The following is a 21,329-nucleotide window of genomic DNA, read 5'->3' as shown; positions in this document are numbered from 1 at the left end:
TACTGATTACATGATGCGTGCCCAGGTCGCTGAAGGTCTTTACCTGGCGACCAACCCGCGCGCAGCGGTGGCGGCCTACTATGCCAAGTACGGCGTCTACCCGGACGGCAACGCAGGCGCGGGCGTTCCCCTACCAAGCTCGATCAACGTCAGATCCTTCACCAAAGATGCCAATAGGAGAATCGCATTCGTGTATGGCAACACCGCCAATCTGAGGGTCGCGTGCCAGACGCTTCAGCTTGCGCTACAGCAAGAGCGCGACGGCCTGCATTGGGACTTGCAGCGGACTCCCGCTACGATTCCAGCCATCGGCATGCCGTTGATATCGTCCCGTGCGCTTCAACCTTAAGGCCACGACGCCGACGAGTGCCCAGGGACGTTGGCACCTGATCTACGCGGGTGCGCTTTTCCTGATTCTTGCGGCCACCTTTGCGGTCTATCGCCCCGGACTTGCTGGCGGATTCGTTTTCGACGACTTCGCCAATCTGCCTGCCTTGGGACGTTATGGCGGCGTCCATGATCTGCGTTCGCTCCTCTGGTATTTGACATCGGGCATCGCCGACCCGGCGGGACGCCCGATTGCACTGCTTTCATTCTTGGTGGACGCCCAGGACTGGCCGGCAGAAGCATTCCCATTCAAGCGCACAAATCTGTGCATCCACCTGCTCAACGGCATACTGCTATGGAGCGTACTGCGGGTCCTTGGACGGCGCATTTTGCCCGTACGCGAATCCGACTGGACGGCCCTGGGTGGGGTGGCGCTCTGGATATTGCACCCCCTCTGGGTCTCGACCGTCCTGTATGTCATCCAGCGGCAGGCCATGCTGGCGGCCACGTTCACGCTAGTCGGTATCCTGGCTTGGAACTCCGCGACAAAGGCCTTCGAACATGGCCGGACCAGGACAGGCTGGAGCCTGGCGATACTGGCCGTTCCGGTCTGCGGATCGCTTGCCGGCCTGAGCAAGGCCAATGGCTTCCTGCTTCCACTGCTGATCTGGATGCTGGACGCAACTGTCATGGGCAGGCAACGCGCGCCTGCGATCGCTCATGGCACCACGCCGGCACTGGCGCGTTGGATACTGCTTTACATTCCCGGCGTGGCGATCCTCGCAGGGATCGTGGCGATAGGAATCGCCGCCGCGCCCGAACTGCCTCTGAGCCGGGGCTGGACCCTGCTACAGCGGTTGATGACGGAACCCAGGGTCCTGTTCGATTACCTTCGTCTTCTTTTGATTCCACGCACCGATACTTCCGGCGTCTTCGCAGACGACGTTCGGCTGTCGACGGACATACTGCACCCATGGACAACCCTGCCAGCCATCGCGGGCCTGGCGCTGCTCGCAGTGGCCGCTTGGCGCTGTCGCCACCGATGGCCCATTCCTTGTGCCGCGACGCTCTTCTTTCTGGCTGGCCACGTGATGGAAAGCTCTTTCATCGGCCTGGAGCTGTATTTCGAGCATCGCAATTACCTTCCCGCGATGATTGCGTTCTGGCCCCTTGCGCACCTATGCGTGCGGGCGGGCCCGCTGCTGCGCTACCGCGTCGGTGGGCTCGTCATCGCATGCGGCCTGCTTGCCCTACTGTCCTTTCAACTCGCACGCGATTGGTCCAACCCCCTCGCGCTATCGGGTCGCTGGGCCGCGGTGAATCCCAGTTCTGCTCGAGCGCAAAGCTATGCAGCAGCCATGGAGATGGAGGCAGGGCATCCCGAGCTCGCCATCCAGCGCATAGAGCCATTGTCACGACGTGCGCCTGCCGAAGCCCAGTACGCGGTCGTTCTAGCCTCCGCTTACTGCCAGCTGGGATATGTTCCGGACCCGATCCTGCAGTCAACGATCAACGCACTGCGGATCAACGGCCTGCAAGCCGATGTGACCTATCAATGGCTGGCTCAGCTGCTCGCGCCAGGCTCATCCGAGGAATGCGCACGACTCCCGGCGCGGATCCTGCGCGATATTGCGACGGCTTCCTTGAGCCGCGCATTTCCTTCCGTCGAGTCGAGGTCTCGTGTCTATTACATCCAGGGGCTGCTGGCGCTACAGGAAGCGAGATGTCCGGCTGCGCTGGACGCGTTCAAAAGGCGCCTGGACATCCAGCGGCGTCCGGAAACCGCGCAAAGCGAGATCATCCTGCTGGCCACGCACTGCTCAGCGCGAGAAGGACTGCTGTTGCTCGACCATTACCAAGCGTCACCAGTGCCGATTGCCCGCGCATCGACACCGGCGTTAAGACTGCGGGACTGGATGATGACCCGGGACGGCTACTGGGAGGCTGAGTGGAAACGCTTGCGCAACGTGATGGAGGAAGACGTGAAGCATTGGCCTCCCGCAACGCCCAGAAACATAGCGCACTCGAATGATGAAGCCAGCGAAGCCGTTGTCCTCCCGTCTCCGGACAAGCAGCCTTCCCTGGAAAAAGCAGTTGCCGCATACGGCGAACGAGCCGACAACCCACAAGAGCACTCTACTCGAGCGGGAGGTCGTTTCTGATGCGATCCATGCTTCCGAGAGCGGCTTTCAAGGTCTCCCGCTTCAGCGTGGCAATGGTGATCATTGTGCTGGTCGGCCTCGTCTTTCGACTTGACTTCATGCTGACCTCGCACGTGGTCAACGACATCGCCGGTGATATCAACGACTACGTCAACTACGCGCTGAATCTTCGCCTGCACGGCGTGTACTCATCGATGCCGCCAGAGGCTGGATCGCCCGTTCCGGATGCGTTTCGCCCACCGGGATACCCGTTATTCCTGGCGCTCGCCATGTGGCTTGCCGGGCCTGAGGGCAACTGGATCCTCTGGGCCAAATCGCTCCAAGTGCTGGCAAGCGTATTGACCATCCCTCTCACCGTCATGCTGGGTAGGCGTTGGATGCCAGCGTACGCTGCGTTGGCCGCAGGCACACTGCTTGCGCTCTGGCCACATAGCATCGTCTTTTCGAGCACGCTGCTGAGCGAGACTCTTTTTGGCTTCTTCTGCACGCTGTCTCTATGGCTTCTCTGCCGCGCTTATGAGCAACCATCGCCAACCTCGGCCGTTGCCGCGGGAACGGCGTTCGGCCTGGGAAGCCTTGTCAATACATTGCTGCTGCCATTTCCCTTGTTGGCGATACCTCTCCTATGGTCACGACTAGGGCGTAATTTATCGCTGTTGTTCCTGGTGGTCACGCTCGCCCCGGTATCCATTTGGCAGCTCGCGCACCCCACCGCAGATAGCGCCCCCGCCCCGCGCGACCGTGCGCTCATCAATCTCGTGCAAGGCGCATGGCCGCAATATCACCTGGCTTGGAGAACGCGAAAGAACAACGAGATCTCGCGACAGATCCTCGCCGCGATCGACGAGCAAGCCGTGGCCATGCGCGCTCATCCTCTGTCGGAGATGCGCGTGATGCTCGACAGGCTTGGGCAGGAACCGGCGCGTTACGCCCGTTGGTACTTGTTCGACAAGCCGAGGGCGCTATGGGGCTGGGATATCCAGCTCGGCTGGAAGAGCGTGTACTTTCTTGAGACCCCAGTTTCTCCTTATGAACGACAGCCAGTCCCGCGATTGACGTTGAAGCTGGCATACCATCTCAATGGCTTGCTGGCCCTGCTGGCGATCGCCGGCGCAGTTCTGGCGCTATGGCGAGCGACAAGCGTGCAGGAGCCCTCTCATCCTGGAGTGATGACTGCGCTGTTTTTTACCTATGTCACGTTGATTCACACCCTCCTGCAGGCCGAACCTCGATACGGTATCGCCTACCGTCCAGAGGAGTTCCTTCTGGCCTGCAGCCTGCCTGCCATACTACTAAGGCAACGCAAGCGCGCCGCGAGCAGGGAACGCAGGTGACAGACGGAGCCGCAGTGCCTGGGCGACAGGACAAACAACACTGAACTTGCGGGACTTACGTGAAGCTCAGAGGACCTATTGCCCAAGGTACGATCCGCACCAGTGCCGTGCTAGCGCTGCGTCTCGCGGTTCAGGCCGGGACACTGCTGCTGGTGGCGCGTCTTCTGGGCCCCCAGGGATACGGTGCATTCGCGGGCATCTCAGCCCTGGCCGTGACAATGGGCAGCCTCTCCTCCTTCGGCATGCACTTGGTGATCCTGGGAAAGGTGGCCCAGGAACCACGCAGCTGCAACGACCTCATGTCTCGCGCCATCCCCGTGACGCTGACCTGCGGCACGCTGCTTCTGGGACTCTTCATCGTCCTCGGCACGGCCGCACTGCATGAAGCCAACGTTCCCTTGTCGGCCATTCTGGCTATAGGCGTTGCGGAGATCCTGCTACAGCCCTTGTCCAACCTTGCCGCCCATAAGTTGCTGGCGCAGGGACATACCGCGAAATCCCAGATGTTGACCGTCCTGCCCCTGTTGCTGAGACTCCTGGCGGCAGGCGCCGTGGCATTCCTTTCGCCGGCAGATCGACTTCGGCCGTACGCTTTTTCCTATCTCGGTGCTTCGACGGTAACGCTTCTCCTTGTCACGCTCGCGCCTTCCGAGCGCTGGCCCGTACCCAGGCAATGGCGCTGGCCGCGCAAGACAGAATGGAAGGAGGCCGCGGGCTACGCCGCCCTCACTACCACCGCCACAGGCCCCGCGGAGCTCGACAAGATCCTCGCCACCAAGATCCTGACGCTGTCCGACAGCGGACTATACTCGGCTGGTCAACGGGTGATCGGCGCTGCAACCCTGCCGGTCGTCGCGATGCTGCTTGCGGCCATGCCAAGGCTGTTCCGGGAAGCACAAGCACAGCAGAACACGACCATAACCCTCTATCGCCTCATCCTCGTGACGGCCGCAACCTACGGAGTATTGTTGTCTTGCGTCCTCTGGGCCGCCGCTCCCGGACTATCCTTGCTGTTCGGGCCCAGATATGCAGGAATGGAACACGTGCTCAGATGGCTCGCATTCGCCGTTCCAGGCTTGAGCATCCGAACGGCCGCAGCAAGCATGCTGATGACGTTCGGCAAGCCATGGATGCGAGTTCTCTTGGAGGCGACCGGTATTGCGGTGCTGGCGATCTCGGCTCTTGTGCTGGTTGAACGCCTGGGTCTCACAGGCATGCCCCTGGCACTGATCGTCTCGGAATGGGCCATGGCGACGCTGGGAAGCGCCCTGCTGATCGATTCTGTCCGAAAAAATAAGACGAACACCTTGCACGAAGGCATGCATAGCAAACGAAAGTGAATCCTTCTCGCCTTTTTAAAGGCAAGCAATGACCCCATCAACTCGCACCTTCATGGTCGCAAGCCATACTTCCCATGGGTTAGCGCCCACTAGGCTGACGGTTTCCTTGCGATAAGGATTGACTCTTCCGAAACGAGGGGAAAAACAGTACTCGCCACGTCACAAGCGATCTTGAACGCACCCAGCAGCCGAAGCGATATTTTCCCGCCCTCTCTCGCGTAGATCCTCATCGAATCGCGCCAGAGTCCACGACTCTGCACGCCGCGTCTTACCCTGCGCACCGATTCAAATCCCGCTTCGATCAGCCAGCGCTCCAGCACGCCTTGGGTCGGGATCGAAAGATGAAAGGGAGGATGGAAGCCTTTCCAAGCTGATCCAAACACGCGCAGCCCCGCGGCTTGAGGATTCGGGAGGCCCAGCCAAAGGATCCCGCCGGGCCGCAACAGGCGATAGGCTTTTCCGAGCACTTCCCGTGGATCATCAACGTGCTCGATTACGTGATTCATCGAGATCATGTGGAAGCCATCTTCCGTCAGCGCAACGGAATCAATGTCCCCGTGAATCACATCCAGACCACGCGACAGACAAGCCGCAACCGCGTCCGCGTCAGGCTCACACCCCATTGCGTTGAGACCCATCTCGGAGGCCCTTGCGAGAAAATCTCCATTGCCGCATCCGACATCGAGCAACTTGCAATGCTCGCCAAGCATGGATCTTGGAACGTGGCGCCCATAGACATTGAGCTGAAACGCGATCGGCGGCACGGCACTGATTAGTACACCCCCAATTCGGGAGGCAGGCAAACGTGCCATGCCAAATCTTGCATTGAGGTATCCATTGATCAAGCTTGAGACAATACCACCGTGTCTTTCCATCGCATCGCTGCTGGAATGCGTGTAGTAATTTTCGTAGGCACGAGGAAGGGAGGATGCATCCGGCCTGTTAACCAGATAGAGCGAATCACACTCCTCGCAACTTCTATACACCCAGACGTCCGCGAAAGCCAACTCATCGTCGCGCCGACGAAATGAACGCCCGCCGATAGATGAGCTGCCGCAGCACGGGCAGTATTTTACGTCCAGCAGAGCCCCATGCGTCCAAAGATCGGCCGACTCCCCTGCGACGCCTTGCTGCTTATCAAGCATCAATCCATCCCCCATTTGATATCGCTCCGACGGCACGGAAATCTCGCGCTCTTGCTTCTCGCCTTAGTGACACGAACGTGCAGCTTGACACTACGTGTCTTTGAAAATGTGGCGCAAAGCGCGCAATGGCACAAGCGAGCGATAGCGCCAGGAGCGAATACAAGCCCTTGCGAAGAGAGCCCCCAATCTCAGAAGCTGCATGCAAGCTCTGCTCGCCGCATTTGATGCCAACTTTTTCGCCAAGAGCCAATGGGATCGAGCAACAAGACGTTCATACAGCGCGGTGGCCTGACCGCTACTGGCTGAACCCAGATGGTTGACGTAAACCTCATCCAGGAGCACGACCGCTGCCCCTCTGCGGCGCATCTCCCAAGAGAGCAGGACATCTTCTCCGTACATGAAGAAGTCCTCGTCGAACAGCGGCATCGCATTATCGCTGCGCTTTACAAGCAGGCAGCATCCACTCAAGTAGGAGAAGCTGCCGAATGAGGGACTACGCTTCACCAGCCCAAGCCAGGGTTGGTAATACATCCATCCTTGAATCTGCCCATCCTGCCTTACCTTCGGGGCGAACAGGGCAACACTCGGGCTTGCCTGCAATTGCGCGGAAAGGGCCTCATGTAGTCCCGGAACGATCTCGGCGTCATTGTTGACCAATAGGACGGGACCGCCATAACCACGCCGGCCGAGCTCCGCCAAGGACGCGTTCACCCCTTGACCAAAGCCAAGGTTTTTGGACTGTGTGGCCATCCAAACGCGATCATCGCCGGCGTAGTGCGCCTCAAGAGAAAGCAAGCTAACGCCATCATCGCCAGAGTTGTCCCAGACCAGCACCGGGTACCAGCCGTCGGCCAGCAGGCTATCCACACACTTGCGCGTGAGTTCGGGCTTCCGGAAGTGGAGCGTGACCGCGGCCGTCATTGTTTTTTGCGGATCACATCGCGATAGATGGCCGCGTAGGCATCGACCATGGTTTCCAATCCGAAACGGCTCAAGGCCACCTTTCGCGCTGCTGAAGAGATCGAGCTAGCGAGCTGCGCGCAGTCTGCCAACCTGCGTGCGGCCGATACAAATTCGGTCACATCATCACGTGCGCACAGTATTCCGGTCCGACCATCGCTGATCAATTCCGTCAACGATGTCCCACGCGCGGCAATCACAGGCAATCCACAGCTCATCGCTTCGATGGCAACCAGCCCAAAGCCCTCGCTCCGCGACGGAAGCAAGATGGCATCCGCGTCCGTCATCGCGGCTTTGACCTGCTCGCTGGATAACCTTCCTATATCAATCGTGTTCGACGGCATGACCGCACGGCTTTTCCGCGCGGAGGGACCTCCGGTGTAACTCAACAAAAAGCGGTCCCCCAGCTCACGCATGATGGGAGCGAGCAAGTCCACTCCTTTCATTTTTCTCCATGCGCCCACGTAAAGCAGGCGAAAGGGCTGGTGTTGCCCAACGCCGCGCCGGCCGTCCACAGCGGGCGAGACATCGACACCATTGTGGACAACCTTCATGTTGGCATCGTGCAGCGTCTGACGCGCCATCTGGGCTGCGAACCCACTCACGGCAACGATCTGATCTGCCCTCCGCATTACCCGGGATTCCATAGGAGCGATCCATCGCCGGTGATACATCCCCTGCAGAAAACTCTTGTACCCGCGCAGGCTCGGATCGTGAATGGCGTGATGAACTGTCGCTACGACCGGCAGGCCTTCGGGAAGGAAGCGAAAATGCAGCCAGGTGTTGACATGGACAACGCTCGCCCAAGCCGGCGGTTCCGGAATGCTTACGGTATGCGGGAGATATTCGGCACGAGGTGGCAGCCATGTGATTTGTGCGCGAACGCCCCTTGCATTCAGGCCGTCGCATAGCCGCCTGGTAAATACATCAGTCCCCGTTCCAGTTCGTATGGCCGGAAACCAAACGCCGAGCTCGCGGTCCACCGTCTCGCTCATTGAGGCCTGGACAGCCACTGTGAAACCTGCGTGCCGAAATGCTCCCAAGCAAATCTGCGTCCGAACTCGATACAGCCAGAGGACCATCCTTCGCGATCGGCCAGTACCCGGCACACCGCATCAGCCATGGCCACATAGTCCCCGGAAGCGACCAACTTGCCGGAAAGGCCGTCAGAGACCGCATCCACCACTCCCCCGCTCGCGAATGCGACCGTAGGCAGTCCGTGGACAGCGGCCTCCACCGCGACCATGCCAAAGCCTTCTGGATCACCGGGAATATCACGGACGGGGAACACGTGCACCTGAGCCGCGCAGTAAATCTCCTCCAGCTCCGGATAATCAAGATTCCCCAAGAAGCGAATATGCTCCTCTACCCCGGCATCGCGCGCCGCTTTCAGGATGCTGGCCGGCGTTTGCGCTTCCGCGTGCAACGCCTGGATCGGAGCATCGCCGACGACCAACAACATGACGTCAGGGCGCACGGAAGCGATGCGTGGCAAAGCCTCCGTAACGAATTCCCGCACGCCCTTGCGCGTCGTGAGACGGCCTACGGAAATCAGCAGCGCCCGACCGTCGAGACCCAGCCTTTCTCGCACTCCGTCGGCGCACCCAGGAGCGACTTCCGCCGCCTTGGGCACTTCGACGCCTGGATACACGATCCCGATCCGGTCTTCGGGGACACCGATATCGCGGCATCGCTTCGCGGTGGCGCGACTGTTGGCGATCACGCTATGCGCGCGGCGAATAGCGGGCAGCCATACGATGCGATAGACCGGGTGCGAGAGCGCGACGTCCAGTCCGTGGACGTATACCGCTGCTACCGCCTTGGCCACTTTCGCTGCGCTTCGCGCGATGGGGGCGGTCAGGCCGCTGCCCGCCAGCACAATATCCGGCTGCCATGTGCGCGCCTCGGAACGAGCCAGCAAGCGCGCACGGTGCAGGAAGCTCCACAACGGCCGCAGTGGCGCCTCGCGCACCTCTACCCCAGTCGGCGCGAGAGCCGCGCTACCGGCGGGACCTATGATCCGCACTTCGGCGCGCTTCGCGAGTTCCTTGGCCATATGCCAGTTCAGCCGCTCCATCCCCCCCACCAGGGGGGGCAGGTTCCTGGTGACGATCAGAATGCGAGGGCGCCGATCCTCAACCATCGCGCCGGTAAGAAAGGTTGGTGATCTGTTCGGAGATCAAGCCGATTAGAAACACGATAACTGCTGCGCTGAACAGCAGCGCACTCATATTGGTAAACCTATGCATCGTGGCGAAGGTCCAGCCGTACCAGGCCAGCCCACCGAACAAGAAAGCCAATGCGACCGGCGCGAACAGTTTCAGCGGCGAATAGAGGGTGGCGATCTTGAAGATGATTAGCAGAAATCTGATCCCGTCGCGCACCGGTTTGATATGACTCTTGCCGATGCGCTTGTGGACCGGGATGGGCTCGTAGGCCACCGCGTAGGCGCTCCGAAAAAACGCCATGGTGCTGGTGGTGGGATATGAGAATCCGTTGGGAAGCAAGTGCAGGAACTCGCGGAACTTGTCTGCTTTGACAACTCTGAAACCCGACGTCAGATCCATGACTCTGGCGCCGGTCATACGACTGGCGAGCCAGTTGTAGAACGTATTCGCCATTCCGCGGTGCACGCCGGCCTGTCCAGCCCAATCCCGCGCGCCGACCACCATGTCATAGCCGTTTTCGAGCCGTGCGAGCAGACGTGTGATGTGGACCGGGTCGTGCTGGCCGTCCGCGTCCATGAAAACAAGCACATCCCCCCGCGCTGCCCGGGTGCCTCGTTTGATGGCGGCTCCGTTGCCCATCGAATAGGGCGCGCTGACGACTTTTGCACCCGCCTCCAGGGCGAGCTTGGCGGTCTCGTCGGTCGAACCGTCGTCGGATACGATGATTTCCGAGTCCGGCAGCAATGACCGGAGCGCGGCAAGTGTCTTGGGCAAGCCTCCCGCTTCATTCTTGGCGGGAAGGATGACGCTGATCTTCATTCGGGCCCCCTGTCGTCCGCTCAGAGCTTAAAGCATCTACCCACTAAAGCGCCCCTCCCCGGGGCGCTCCGGCCTTCGCTGGGGTAAAGTGGAGAAGCTGGCCCGGTTCTTGCAGCTCCACTCATCAATTCACGCAGAATCCTTGTATGAACGCGATTGCGCCCTCCGCCCTGAACGCAAATCTTGTCGGCATCACCGGCATTGCCCGCCGTCTGGTCATGGATGGTGCAATGGAGGAGGGGGCAGCACGGACAGCCATGGCCGAGGCCAGCCAGGCCAAGGTTCCGCTTGCGCAGTGGATCCAGGACAAGAAGCTGGTGAGCCCCGCGCAATTGGCGGCAGCCAACGCCATCGAGTTCGGCATTCCGTTGATGGACGTCTCTGCGTTCGATCCCGCGCAAAATGCCTTGAAGCTGGTCAGCGAGGAGCTGCTGCAAAAGCACCAGGTGCTGCCGATGTTCAAGCGCGGCAACAAGCTGTATGTGGGGGTCTCCGATCCGACGCGCATGCAGGGCTTGGACGAAATCAAGTTCCATACCAACTTGGTGGTCGAGCCCATCCTGGTCGCCGATGACCAGTTGCGTCGCACGCTGGAAACATGGCGAAACGCATCCGACGCTCTGGCTGGCATGGGTGGCGAAGATGAGGACTTCGGCAATCTAGACACCGCAGCGGGCGACGAGGAGAGCGGCGACACCGGCATCGACGCCAAGGGCGAGGACACGCCCGTCGTCAAGTTCGTCAACAAGATGCTGGTCGACGCGATTCGCCGGGGCGCGTCGGACATCCACTTCGAGCCCTACGAAACCGACTACCGCGTGCGCCTGCGCATCGATGGCATCCTCAAGACCGTCGCGCGGGCCCCGCAGAAGCTCAACCAGCGCATCGCTGCGCGTTTGAAGGTCATGTCGCAGCTGGACATCGCCGAGAAGCGCGTTCCGCAGGACGGACGCATCAAGCTCAACCTGTCCAAGACTCGCCAGATCGACTTCCGCGTCAGCACCCTTCCGACGCTGTTCGGCGAGAAGATCGTGCTGCGTATCCTGGATGGCAGCGCCGCCAAGCTGGGCATCGACAAGCTGGGCTACGAGGAGGACCAGCAGAAGCTGTTCCTGGATGCCATCCACAAGCCCTACGGCATGGTGCTGGTGACCGGCCCGACCGGCTCCGGCAAAACCGTGTCGCTGTATACGGCGCTGGGAATCCTCAACGACGACACCCGCAACATCTCCACGGCCGAGGACCCGGTCGAAATTCGCCTTCCCGGCGTCAACCAGGTCCAGCAGAACAACAAGCGCGGCATGACCTTCGCCGCCGCGCTGCGCTCGTTCCTGCGCCAGGATCCGGACATCATCATGGTCGGCGAAATCCGCGATCTGGAGACGGCCGAGATCGCCGTCAAGGCTGCGCAGACGGGCCACATGGTGCTCTCGACCCTGCACACCAACGATGCACCGCAGACCATCGCGCGACTGATGAACATGGGCATCGCGCCCTACAACATCACCAGTTCGGTCACCCTGGTCATCGCCCAGCGCCTGGCCCGCCGCCTGTGCACGCGTTGCAAGCGCCCCGCCACCATTCCGGCCAAGGCGCTGCTGGCCGAGGGATTCAGCCAGGCGGAACTGGACGAAGGCCTCAGCGTGTTCGAGGCCGTGGGCTGCGATGAGTGCACCGAGGGTTACAAGGGCCGCGTGGGCATCTACCAGGTCATGCCGATGACCGATGAGATCGCCACGATCATCCTGGAGGGTGGCGGCGCGATCCAGATCGCGGAGGCCGCACAGCGCTCCGGCATCCGCGACCTACGCCAGTCGGCCCTGTGGAAGGTCAGGCAGGGGCTGACCAGCCTGGCCGAGATCAACCGGGTGACCAAGGACTAGGCGAAGTCCGTCCAGAAGTACGGAGACACTGGCCAAATGCCCAGTGGAATCGCGCACTTGCACGTTGTTTTGCCAGCAGAACCCGCTACCATGCGGGTCGAGCTACCCGGCATGGGGATGCCGGCAACTGGGGAACGCACATGGCCGTAAGCCGTTCAGCCGCCAAGAAGTCCGTACCGGTCGCGCGCGACACCAAGCAGTTAGTCACCTTCGTTTGGCAAGGGACCGACAAGCGCGGCGTCAAGATGAAGGGCGAGCAGGAGGCGCGCAACGCCAACCTGCTGCGTGCCGAGTTGCGCGGCAAGGGCATCACCCCGTCGGTCCTCAAGCCCAAGCCGAAGCCTCTGTTCGGCGCTGCCGGCAAGCCCATCAAGCCGGGCGATATCGCCTTCTTCAGCCGTCAGATGGCAACCATGATGAAATCGGGCGTCCCGATCATCACCTCGCTGGAGATCATCAGCGGCGGCCATAAAAATCCTCGCATGAAGAAGATGCTCGAGGGCATCCGCACGGACATCGAGGGAGGCTCATCGATGACGGAAGCGATCAGCAAGTACCCCGTTCAGTTCGACGAGTTGTACCGCAACCTGGTCCGCGCCGGCGAGGGCGCTGGTGTGCTCGAGACTGTGCTCGACACGGTCGCCACCTACAAGGAGAACCTCGAATCCTTGAAGGGAAAGATCAAGAAGGCGCTCTTCTATCCCGCTATGACCATCGCGGTCGCCTTGATCGTCAGCGCGATCCTGCTGATTTTCGTCGTCCCCCAGTTCCAAGCGGTGTTCGAGAGCTTCGGTGCCGATCTGCCAGCCTTCACGAAGATGATTGTGGCCGCCTCCGACGTGGCCATCTCTTATTGGTGGCTCGCCGTCCTGGTGATCGGCGGAGGGATCTTTGCCTTCATCTTCTTCATGAAGCGATCCTTGAAGTTCCAGCATTTTGTCGATCGTTCTTTGCTCAAGGTGCCCGTGATGGGCAAGATCCTGCATAACAGCGCGATCGCCCGTTTTTCCCGTACCTTGGCGGTGACGTTCAAGGCCGGCGTTCCGCTGGTTGAGGCCCTGGATACCGTCGCAGGCGCAACCGGCAACACGCTCTACGAGCAGGCGGTGCACCGGATCCGCGATGACGTTGCCGTGGGTTATCCGGTAAACATGGCGATGAAGCAGACCAACCTGTTTCCGCACATGGTGATCCAGATGACGGCCATCGGCGAGGAGGCGGGTGCGCTCGATACGATGCTATTCAAGGTTGCTGAATACTTCGAACAAGAGGTCAACAATGCGGTCGATGCGCTGAGCAGCCTGATCGAGCCGATGATCATGGTGATTCTGGGCGTCCTGGTCGGCGGCATGGTCATCGGCATGTACTTGCCGATCTTCAAGTTGGGCGCGGCGATCTAAAGCATGGCGTTTCTTGATCAACACCCCGAGCTGGGGTATCCGGTGGTGGGCGCGCTGGGCCTGATGGTCGGCAGCTTCCTCAATGTGGTGATCCTGCGGCTGCCGCGGCGCCTGGAGTGGCAGTGGCGGCGCGATGCCACCGAGATCCTGGAGCAGCCGGATCTGTACGACCCGCCGCCGCCCGGGATCGTGGTCGAGCCTTCGCATTGCCCGCACTGCAAGCACAAGCTGGCCTGGTTCGAGAACATTCCGCTGTTCAGCTGGCTGGCGCTGCGCGGCAAGTGCCGGTACTGCCATACGCCGATTTCGGTGCAGTATCCGGCGGTCGAGCTGCTGGTCGGGCTGCTGGCGGTGCTCTGCGTATGGCGCTTCGGCTTCGGCTGGCAGGGCTTTGGCGCGGCGGTGTTGAGTTGTTTCCTGGTGGCGCTGTCGGGGATCGATCTGCGCACGCGGCTGTTGCCCGATACCTTGACGCTGCCACTGATGTGGCTGGGTCTGGTCGCCAGCCTGGAGCATCTCTATCTGCCGCCCAAACCCGCGCTGCTGGGGGCGATGGCGGGCTATGTGTCGCTCTGGTCGGTGTGGTGGCTGTTCAAGCAGCTCACCGGCAAGGAAGGCATGGGCCACGGCGACTTCAAGCTGTTGGCCGCGATCGGCGCCTGGGTCGGATTGCGCGGGATCCTGCCGGTGATCCTGTTCTCCTCGCTGATCGGCGCGGTGGTGGGTGCGGCGTGGCTGGCCACGAAGGGGCGCGACCGCTCGACGCAGATCCCGTTCGGGCCTTATCTGGCCGTGGCCGGATGGGTGGTGTTCTTCTGGGGCGACCAGATCATCGACGGATATCTGCGGCTGTCGGGGCTGCGGTGACGCGGGGCCGATTCGACCCTTGATGATGAAACGCCGGCTCGAAGCCGGCGTTTTTCGTTAGGTGCGCTCAAGTGAGTATGGAGCCCAGGTAAAGCCGCTTGATCCCCGCCTGCGCGGAGATGACGAGCTCACTTTCTGCGCCCCCGGTCGCATACCGCGCAAAGGCCATCCTCAACGGCAACACAAGGTGCCGCTTCAGCGCAGATCCGCCGACCCTCAACGCCGCAAGCCCGCGCCCTACCCCTTCCACTTTCCCAGTGCCGCCAGCCCGTTCTCCTTAGCGCGCTCCAGCACGATGGCCTGGGCCTTGGCGAAGTTGCCGACCGGATCCTTGGCCCAGTGGGCCAGCGCGGCCTGCTGCATGGCGCGGCCATAGGAGAAACTCAAAGGCCACGGCAGGTTGCCTAGGCGGTTCATTGCGTCCAGGTGCGCCGTGGCGTCCGCGTCGGACTGGCCGCCGGAGAGGAAGACGATGCCCGGCAGGATCGCCGGCACGGTGCTCTTGAGGCACATCACGGTCGACTCGGCGACTTCCTCGATGTCGGCCCGCTCCTCGCAGTCCTGGCCCGGCACGACCATCGAGGCCTTGAGCAGCGTGCCCTCCAGCAGCACGCCCTGATCGTGCAGCGCGCCGAACAGCGAGCGCAGCATCGCCTCGGTGACCTCGTAGCAGACCTGGATGTCGTGGTCGCCGTCCATCAGCACTTCCGGCTCGACGATGGCGACCAGGCCCTGCTCCTGGCACAGCGCCGCGTAGCGGGCCAGGGCGTGGGCGTTGACCTCGATGCAGGTGCCGGAGGGGATGTCCTCGCCGATGGTGATCACCGCGCGCCACTTGGCGAAGCGCGCGCCCAGGGCGTAGTAGGCCTTGAGCCGGTCGCGCAGGCCGTCCAGGCCCTCGGTCACCAGTTCGCCCGGGCAGCCGGCCAGGGGTGAGGTGCCCTTGTCGACCTTGATGCCGGGGATGAGGCCGTGGCTGGCCATGTACTTGGGAAACGGCGTGCCGTCCTCGGTGCTCTGGCGCAGGGTCTCCTCGAACAGGATCGCGCCGGAGATGTGGTCGCTCAGCCGTGGCGTGGTCAGCAGCAGCTCGCGGTAGCGGCGGCGATGCGCCTCGGTGTTCTCGATGCCGACCGCGGCGAAGCGCTTGCCGATGGTGGCCGTGGATTCGTCGATGGCGATGATGCCCTTGCCGGGGGCGACCAGCGCCTGCGCGGTTTCGGCGAGCGATTCGATGCTCATTGGAGCTCCTGGAGAACGCACTGCGAGGGGGCCGCAGTATAGCGGCGCCCCCTCACAGCCCAGGCGCGCTTTAAAGCTCGCCCAGCCCGCTGGCGCGCCCGTCTTCGCCCACTTCCAGCAGGCGCAGGGTGTTGGTGGCGCCGTGGGTCTCCATGTGCTCGCCGCTGGTGAACACCACGCGGTCGCCCGGGCCCAGCGCACCGGCCTTGACCAGCATCTGGATGCTGGCGCGCGCGGCCTCGCGCGGGACCATGCCGCGGCTGTCGAAGGCAATGGGATGGACGCCGCGCATCAGGGCCATGCGCCGGCGCGCGCCGCCATGGCGCGAGAACGCATAGACCGGCACGGTGGAGCGGAAGCGCGACAGGAAGCCCGCCGTGCCGCCGGATTCGCTCAAGGCCACCACGCCGCCCAGCTTGATGTGCTCGGACAGGAACATCGTGGCCATCGCGATGGCATGGTCGGCGCGCTGCAGGTTGCGCTGGGCCGCCTCGAAGTCGGTATCCATCGAGAACGAGCGCTCGGCACCGACGCAGATGCGCGCCATCGCCTCGACCGCGCGCACCGGATAGGTGCCGGCGGCGGTCTCGGCCGAGAGCATCACCGCATCGGTGCCGTCGATGACCGCGTTGGCCACGTCCATGACCTCGGCGCGGGTGGGTAGCGGGCTCTCGACCATCGACTGCAGCATCTGGGTCGCGGTAATGACGACCTTGTTCTGCTCGATCGACTCGCGAATGATCTGCTTCTGCAGGCCAGGCAGTTCGGCATCGCCGATTTCCACGCCCAGGTCGCCGCGCGCGACCATCACCACGTCGCTGGCGCCGACGATCTCCTTCAGGTTCTCGATGGCCTCGGTGCGCTCGATCTTGGACACCAGGAAGGCGTCGCTGCCGTGCTTGCGCGCCAGGCTGCGCGCCTCCTCCATGTCCGCCGCGTTGCGGCAGAAGGAGACGGCGATGAAGTCCACGCCGATGTCGGCGACGATGGCGATCAGCTCGCGGTCGCGGTCGCTCAGCGCGCCCAGCGACAGCCCGCCGCCCTGCTTGTTCAGGCCCTTGCGGTCGGACAGCACGCCGTCGTTGAGCACCTGGGTGACGATGCGCTCGCCTTCCACGGCGGTGACGCGCAGCTGCATCATGCCGTCGTCCAGCAGCAGCACATCGCCCGGCGCCACGTCGCCCGGCAGGTCGAGGTAGCTCACGCCGACCTGGGTCTCATCGCCGGCCGGCACGCCTTCGCGCGCGATCAGGTCGAAGCGCGCGCCGGTCTTCAACTGCACCTTGCCCTGGGCGAAGCGCTCGATGCGGATCTTGGGACCAGGCAGGTCGGCCAGGATGCCCACTTCCAGGCCGAGCTTGTTGGCGGCGCTGCGCACGGCCTCGGCGCGATCGCGCTGGGCCGACGGGTCGCCATGGGAAAAGTTGAGCCGCACCACGTTCACGCCGGCGCGCAGCAGGTCCTCCAGCACGCCGGGCGGGTCGGTGGCGGGGCCGAGAGTGGCCAGGATCTTGGTGCGGCGGGCGTTGGATTGGGTCATGGCGAGGGTCTCCGTCTTGCCGTAAACGCTACCACAGGACTGGTGGTGGTCCGCTTCTGCACTGCAGCATCGAAGGAGGCGGCAGCGCTCCGCAGCGGCCGTCTCGAGGCAACTCTTTGATGCAAAAGGGTCTTGGCGCCGGGGACCTCATCAAGCGAATGATTGAAATGGCTTTGTAATGGTATTCAACTGCGCGGCAGCGCCACACCGAGCGCACCAGCCAGCGCGGATGGCGTCTCGACCACCTGCCCGGCGCCTGCGGCAAGCAGTTCGTCGCGATCGCCGAAGCCCCACAGCACGCCGATGCTGCGCATCGCGTGCGCCGCGGCGCCCTCGATGTCCATGCGGCGGTCGCCGATCATCACGCAGTCGGATGCCGGGACCTGCAGCCGCGTCAGCGCTTCGGTGATCAGGTCGCGCTTGAAGCGGCGGGCCCCGTCGTCGCTGGCGCCGACGATTTCCTCGAACGCCGCGCCGAACGGCAGTGCGCCCAGGATGCGCCGCGCCGCGCGCTCGTTCTTCGAGGTCACCACCGCCAGCCGATGGCCGGCCTGCGCCAGCGCCTCGATCAGCTCAGGAATACCGGGGTATACCGTCAGCTCGGTCCAGCCCAGCGTGTCGTAACGCTGCCGATAGAGCGCCAGCGCGCGTGCCACCAAATCCTCGTCGCCGAACGCGGCCTGGAAGCTGTCGCGCATCGGCGGGCCGATCCACGCGCGCAGCGCCTCGCGCGAGGGCGTCGGCCGCTGCAGGGAGGCGAACACATGCGCGATACCGTTGACGATGCCGGGCTCGGAATCGATCAGCGTGCCATCCAGGTCGAAGAACAGGGTGGGAAGCGGAGTCATGCGGATACCTCGAATAAGAAGCGAAAAGGCCCGGCTTTTCAGGGCCGGGCCTCTGAAGTGACAGCGGCGCGCTGATCAGCTGCCGCGCGCTTCCAGCGCCGCGACCGCCGGCAGGGTCTTGCCTTCCAGGAACTCCAGGAAGGCGCCGCCGCCGGTGGAGATGTAGGACACGTCCTTGGCGATGCCGTACTTGTCCACGGCCGCCAGCGTGTCGCCGCCGCCGGCGATGGAGAACGCCGGCGAGGCGGCGATCGCGCGCGCCAGGGTCTCGGTGCCCTTGCCGAAGGCGTCGAACTCGAACACGCCGACCGGGCCGTTCCACACCACCGTGCCGGCCTTGGCGATCAGTGCGGCGTAGGCCTGTGCGGTATCCGGGCCGATGTCCAGGATCAGGTCATCGGCTTCGACCGCATCTACGCGCTTCACCGTCGCGGGGGCGTCGGGCAGGAACTGCTTGGCCACCACCACATCGGTGGGCAGCGGGATCTCGGCGCCGCGCGCTTTGGCGTCGGCGACGATCTGCTGGGCGGTGCCGATCAGGTCCGGCTCGCACAGCGACTTGCCGACGCTGTAGCCGGCCGCGGCGATGAAGGTGTTGGCGATGCCGCCGCCGACGATCAGCTGGTCGACCTTGCCGACCAGGTTGGAAAGCAGCTCGAGCTTGGTCGAGACCTTGCTGCCGGCGACGATGGCCAGCAGCGGCTTGGCCGGGTTGTCCAGCGCCTTGCCCAGCGCGTCCAGCTCGGCCATCAGCAGCGGGCCGCCGGCGGCGATGGGCGCGTACTTGATGACGCCATGGGTGGAGGCCTGGGCGCGGTGCGCGGTGCCGAAGGCATCCATGACGAACACGTCGCACAGCGCGGCGTACTTCTTCGCCAGCGTCTCGTCGTCCTTGGCCTCGCCCACGTTCATGCGGCAGTTCTCAAGCAGCACGATCTGGCCGGGCCTGACGTCCACGCCGTCGACCCAGTCGCGCACCAGCTCGACCTTGGTGCCCAGCAGGGCGGTCAGGCGCTCGGCCACCGGCGCCAGCGAATCCTCCTCGCTCCAGGTGCCCTCCTTCGGCCGGCCCAGGTGCGAGGTGACCATCACCGCGGCGCCCTGCTCCAGCGCGGCCTTGAGGGTCGGCACCGAGGCGGTGATGCGCTGTTCGGAGGTGATCTGGCCGTTTTCGATCGGCACGTTGAGATCCTGACGGATCAGCACGCGCTTGCCGGACAGGTCGAGGTCGCTCATGCGGACGATGGTCATGCTTGGGTCCTGTGCAGGGGAAAGATCAGACACCCATTGTCCGCGCTGCGTGGGGGTGCGGCAAACCTTCAGCGTCGAGGTTGGTTGGCGAAACCCTTTCGCCGACCTCGCTCACGTCACTCCCGGGTTGACTCACCGCACTGCGGAGACGATCCCAACGAAAAACCCCGCGCTTTCGGCGCGGGGCCTGAGCGCAAGCGGCCGCAGGGCCCACCTCACTCCATGTCGAACGAAGTCACCACGCCACCCTGGATCTGGATGGTGAGCCGCGAGGCGCCATCGGCGCCGGCCGACGTATCGGCGTCGGTGCCCGCGCGTGCGGACAGACGATCGGCGGCGTTGGCGCTGCGCTGAGCGCGATAGCTGTTGGAGGCCACTTCGCCGCCGACATTCTTGCCCGTGAGGTCGGAGACATCGCCCAGCACGCCGCGCAGCGAACCCACCATCTTGCCGAAGCCCGAGCCGGCCGAAGCCGCGGGCTTCTTGGCCGCGCCCTTGATGTAGACGTAGGTCTCGGAGGCGCCGCCGGACGAGCTCAGCTTGGCCTTCTTGGAAGTCGGCTCGCCGAAGCTTTCCAGCACCTGGGCCTTGGTCGTCTTGCCGGCCACCAGGTGGCCCTGCACGTAATCGATGTCGAAGATGTCGGCCGTCTGCGCCCATGCACCCGGCGCCATCAGCACGGCGGCCACTGCAATCAGGCCGCTTCCAAACCATTGCTTGATCTTCATGAAACACTTACCCCTTGAGTGAAATTCGCTTCCCTGCCCACGGCACGGGCCATTGGACGATCCGCGGGTGATTGATAGCACGACACCCGGCCCGAAAAAAGAGACCCGCACCCCTGCTCGCGCTCCCCCCGGGCTCCATCGTCCCCTCCGCCGAGCGGACCTACCCGTTTCCCGTGACCGCATCAAGACAAAGGGCGCCCGAAAGGCGCCCTTGTCCTGAATCGCGTGGCTTACTTGCCCGCGACGACCTTGACCATCTCCAGGCACTTGTTGGAGTAGCCCCATTCGTTGTCGTACCAGGACACCAGCTTGACGAAGGTGGAGTCCAGGGCGATGCCGGCCTCGGCATCGAAGACCGAGGTCCGGGTCTCGCCGCGGAAGTCGGTGGCCACGACCTTGTCCTCGGTGTAGCCCAGCACGCCCTTCAGCGCGCCCTCGCTCTGGGCCTTCATCTCGGCGCAGATCTCGGCATAGGTGGCCGGCTTTTCCAGCTCGCAGGTCAGGTCCACCACCGACACGTCGGAGGTCGGCACGCGGAAGCTCATGCCGGTCAGCTTCTTGTTGAGCTCGGGGATCACCACGCCCACGGCCTTGGCCGCACCGGTGGACGAGGGAATGATGTTCTCCAGGATGCCGCGGCCGCCGCGCCAATCCTTGTTGGACGGGCCGTCGACGGTCTTCTGCGTGGCGGTGGCGGCGTGCACGGTGGTCATCAGGCCGCGCTTGATGCCCCACTTGTCGTTGATCACCTTGGCCAGCGGCGCCAGGCAGTTGGTGGTGCACGAGGCGTTGGAGATGATCGCCTGGCCGGCGTAGGTCTTGTCGTTGACGCCGAAGACGAACATCGGCGTGTCGTCCTTGGACGGCGCGGACAGGATGACCTTCTTGGCGCCGGCGTCCAGGTGCTTCTGCGCGCCTTCCTTGGTCAGGAAGATGCCGGTGGATTCGATGACCACCTCGGCGCCCACCTCGTCCCACTTCAGCGCGGCCGGGTCGCGCTCGGCGGTCAGGCGGATCTTCTTGCCGTTGACGATCAGCGTGGTGCCCTCGACCGAGATGGTGCCCTCAAAGCGCCCGTGCACCGAGTCGTACTGCAGCATGTAGGCCAGGTAGTCGGGTTCGAGCAGGTCGTTGATGGCGACGATCTCGATCTCGCCCTCGAAATTCTGCACGGCCGAACGCAGCACATTGCGGCCGATGCGGCCGAAGCCGTTGATGCCTACCTTGATGCTCATTGCTGGAGGACTCCTGTAAGCGGCACGCGGGTGCGCGACGCGGCGGTGAAGGGGTCCGCATTCTAGCAGCGCGCCCCGTT

General features: G+C 63.2%; 18 protein-coding genes. 7 read left to right on the top strand and 11 right to left on the bottom strand.

What is annotated here, in order from left to right; genetic code table 11:
- The first annotated feature begins 13 nt into the window (after positions 1-13).
- From QE438_RS02445 to QE438_RS02430, 4 genes are read left to right on the top strand one after another with little or no spacing between them, the layout of a single operon-like run.
- Entirely contained in the window at positions 14-349 is a 336-nt protein-coding gene (locus QE438_RS02445; protein WP_309731879.1) for a pilin, read from the top strand.
- On the top strand, positions 333-2,489 hold the full coding sequence (locus QE438_RS02440) for a tetratricopeptide repeat protein (protein WP_306992816.1): 2,157 nt from the start codon (positions 333-335) through the stop codon (positions 2,487-2,489). The genes QE438_RS02445 and QE438_RS02440 overlap by 17 nt, the downstream gene beginning before the upstream one ends.
- Positions 2,489-3,823 (top strand): glycosyltransferase family 39 protein, encoded by a 1,335-nt coding sequence (locus QE438_RS02435; protein ID WP_306992818.1) that lies wholly within the window; start codon positions 2,489-2,491, stop codon positions 3,821-3,823. The genes QE438_RS02440 and QE438_RS02435 overlap by 1 nt, the downstream gene beginning before the upstream one ends.
- Before the next feature lie 59 nt (positions 3,824-3,882).
- Entirely contained in the window at positions 3,883-5,163 is a 1,281-nt protein-coding gene (locus QE438_RS02430; protein ID WP_306992820.1) for a lipopolysaccharide biosynthesis protein, read from the top strand.
- Positions 5,164-5,252: 89 nt separating this feature from the next.
- Here the strand turns inward: QE438_RS02430 and QE438_RS02425 are convergent, their stop codons facing one another.
- The 5 genes from QE438_RS02425 to QE438_RS02405 form a co-directional block, all read right to left on the bottom strand.
- A complete protein-coding gene (locus tag QE438_RS02425; protein WP_306992822.1) occupies positions 5,253-6,308 on the bottom strand; it encodes a class I SAM-dependent methyltransferase in 1,056 nt (351 codons plus the stop codon).
- 90 nt (positions 6,309-6,398) lie between these two features.
- A complete protein-coding gene (locus QE438_RS02420) occupies positions 6,399-7,229 on the bottom strand; it encodes a hypothetical protein (RefSeq protein ID WP_306992824.1) in 831 nt (276 codons plus the stop codon).
- A complete protein-coding gene (locus QE438_RS02415) occupies positions 7,226-8,263 on the bottom strand; it encodes a glycosyltransferase family 4 protein (RefSeq protein ID WP_306992826.1) in 1,038 nt (345 codons plus the stop codon). Before QE438_RS02415 ends, QE438_RS02420 begins: the two co-directional genes overlap by 4 nt.
- Entirely contained in the window at positions 8,260-9,411 is a 1,152-nt protein-coding gene (locus QE438_RS02410) for a glycosyltransferase family 4 protein (protein WP_343228797.1), read from the bottom strand. Before QE438_RS02410 ends, QE438_RS02415 begins: the two co-directional genes overlap by 4 nt.
- Positions 9,404-10,255: a glycosyltransferase family 2 protein gene (locus QE438_RS02405; protein WP_306992830.1), complete on the bottom strand. Its 852-nt coding sequence runs from the start codon at positions 10,253-10,255 to the stop codon at positions 9,404-9,406. The genes QE438_RS02410 and QE438_RS02405 overlap by 8 nt, the downstream gene beginning before the upstream one ends.
- A gap of 146 nt (positions 10,256-10,401) precedes the next feature.
- Here QE438_RS02405 and pilB point away from each other — a divergent pair, with 146 nt between their 5' ends.
- The 3 genes from pilB (at position 10,402) to QE438_RS02390 (ending at position 14,405) form a co-directional block, all read left to right on the top strand.
- The gene (gene pilB / locus QE438_RS02400; protein WP_306992833.1) at positions 10,402-12,138 is read left to right on the top strand and encodes a type IV-A pilus assembly ATPase PilB; all 1,737 of its coding nucleotides are present in this window, start codon (positions 10,402-10,404) and stop codon (positions 12,136-12,138) included.
- Between the two features lie 140 nt (positions 12,139-12,278).
- On the top strand, positions 12,279-13,538 hold the full coding sequence (locus QE438_RS02395; protein WP_131660683.1) for a type II secretion system F family protein: 1,260 nt from the start codon (positions 12,279-12,281) through the stop codon (positions 13,536-13,538).
- A gap of 3 nt (positions 13,539-13,541) precedes the next feature.
- Entirely contained in the window at positions 13,542-14,405 is an 864-nt protein-coding gene (locus QE438_RS02390; RefSeq protein WP_130523577.1) for an A24 family peptidase, read from the top strand.
- Positions 14,406-14,642: 237 nt separating this feature from the next.
- Here QE438_RS02390 and QE438_RS02385 read toward each other — a convergent pair whose 3' ends face one another.
- The 6 genes from QE438_RS02385 to gap all read right to left on the bottom strand — a co-directional run bounded on the left by QE438_RS02385 (position 14,643) and on the right by gap (position 21,249).
- On the bottom strand, positions 14,643-15,647 hold the full coding sequence (locus tag QE438_RS02385; RefSeq protein WP_306992836.1) for a class I fructose-bisphosphate aldolase: 1,005 nt from the start codon (positions 15,645-15,647) through the stop codon (positions 14,643-14,645).
- Between the two features lie 70 nt (positions 15,648-15,717).
- The gene (gene pyk, locus QE438_RS02380) at positions 15,718-17,187 is read right to left on the bottom strand and encodes a pyruvate kinase (protein WP_130523576.1); all 1,470 of its coding nucleotides are present in this window, start codon (positions 17,185-17,187) and stop codon (positions 15,718-15,720) included.
- A gap of 185 nt (positions 17,188-17,372) precedes the next feature.
- Positions 17,373-18,035, bottom strand: a complete 663-nt coding sequence (locus QE438_RS02375; protein WP_306992839.1) for an HAD-IA family hydrolase — start codon at positions 18,033-18,035, stop codon at positions 17,373-17,375.
- Between the two features lie 75 nt (positions 18,036-18,110).
- Positions 18,111-19,286, bottom strand: a complete 1,176-nt coding sequence (locus tag QE438_RS02370; protein ID WP_306992841.1) for a phosphoglycerate kinase — start codon at positions 19,284-19,286, stop codon at positions 18,111-18,113.
- 215 nt (positions 19,287-19,501) lie between these two features.
- On the bottom strand, positions 19,502-20,014 hold the full coding sequence (locus QE438_RS02365) for a hypothetical protein (protein WP_306992843.1): 513 nt from the start codon (positions 20,012-20,014) through the stop codon (positions 19,502-19,504).
- Positions 20,015-20,244: 230 nt separating this feature from the next.
- Positions 20,245-21,249 carry a type I glyceraldehyde-3-phosphate dehydrogenase gene (gene gap / locus QE438_RS02360; RefSeq protein WP_130520189.1) on the bottom strand — a complete coding sequence of 335 codons (1,005 nt, stop codon included), beginning with the start codon at positions 21,247-21,249 and terminating at the stop codon, positions 20,245-20,247.
- Positions 21,250-21,329: the final 80 nt, after the last annotated feature.

The organism is Pseudoxanthomonas sp. SORGH_AS_0997 (assembly GCF_031453535.1).
Lineage (GTDB): Bacteria > Pseudomonadota > Gammaproteobacteria > Xanthomonadales > Xanthomonadaceae > Pseudoxanthomonas_A > Pseudoxanthomonas_A winnipegensis.
Note: the sequence above shows the minus strand (reverse complement) of the source record. Positions and strands in the feature narration are given on the sequence as shown.

Coding starts and splice junctions, on each gene's coding strand:
- pyk (WP_130523576.1), bottom strand. CDS start 17,187: ATGACCCAATCCAACGCCCGCCGCACCAAGATCCTGGCCACTCTCGGC.
- QE438_RS02385 (WP_306992836.1), bottom strand. CDS start 15,647: ATGAGCATCGAATCGCTCGCCGAAACCGCGCAGGCGCTGGTCGCCCCC.
- QE438_RS02390 (WP_130523577.1), top strand. CDS start 13,542: ATGGCGTTTCTTGATCAACACCCCGAGCTGGGGTATCCGGTGGTGGGC.
- QE438_RS02415 (WP_306992826.1), bottom strand. CDS start 8,263: ATGAGCGAGACGGTGGACCGCGAGCTCGGCGTTTGGTTTCCGGCCATA.
- pilB (WP_306992833.1), top strand. CDS start 10,402: ATGAACGCGATTGCGCCCTCCGCCCTGAACGCAAATCTTGTCGGCATC.
- gap (WP_130520189.1), bottom strand. CDS start 21,249: ATGAGCATCAAGGTAGGCATCAACGGCTTCGGCCGCATCGGCCGCAAT.
- QE438_RS02370 (WP_306992841.1), bottom strand. CDS start 19,286: ATGACCATCGTCCGCATGAGCGACCTCGACCTGTCCGGCAAGCGCGTG.
- QE438_RS02435 (WP_306992818.1), top strand. CDS start 2,489: ATGCGATCCATGCTTCCGAGAGCGGCTTTCAAGGTCTCCCGCTTCAGC.
- QE438_RS02420 (WP_306992824.1), bottom strand. CDS start 7,229: ATGACGGCCGCGGTCACGCTCCACTTCCGGAAGCCCGAACTCACGCGC.
- QE438_RS02375 (WP_306992839.1), bottom strand. CDS start 18,035: ATGACTCCGCTTCCCACCCTGTTCTTCGACCTGGATGGCACGCTGATC.
- QE438_RS02445 (WP_309731879.1), top strand. CDS start 14: ATGCGTGCCCAGGTCGCTGAAGGTCTTTACCTGGCGACCAACCCGCGC.
- QE438_RS02365 (WP_306992843.1), bottom strand. CDS start 20,014: ATGAAGATCAAGCAATGGTTTGGAAGCGGCCTGATTGCAGTGGCCGCC.
- QE438_RS02405 (WP_306992830.1), bottom strand. CDS start 10,255: ATGAAGATCAGCGTCATCCTTCCCGCCAAGAATGAAGCGGGAGGCTTG.
- QE438_RS02425 (WP_306992822.1), bottom strand. CDS start 6,308: ATGCTTGATAAGCAGCAAGGCGTCGCAGGGGAGTCGGCCGATCTTTGG.
- QE438_RS02410 (WP_343228797.1), bottom strand. CDS start 9,411: ATGGTTGAGGATCGGCGCCCTCGCATTCTGATCGTCACCAGGAACCTG.
- QE438_RS02395 (WP_131660683.1), top strand. CDS start 12,279: ATGGCCGTAAGCCGTTCAGCCGCCAAGAAGTCCGTACCGGTCGCGCGC.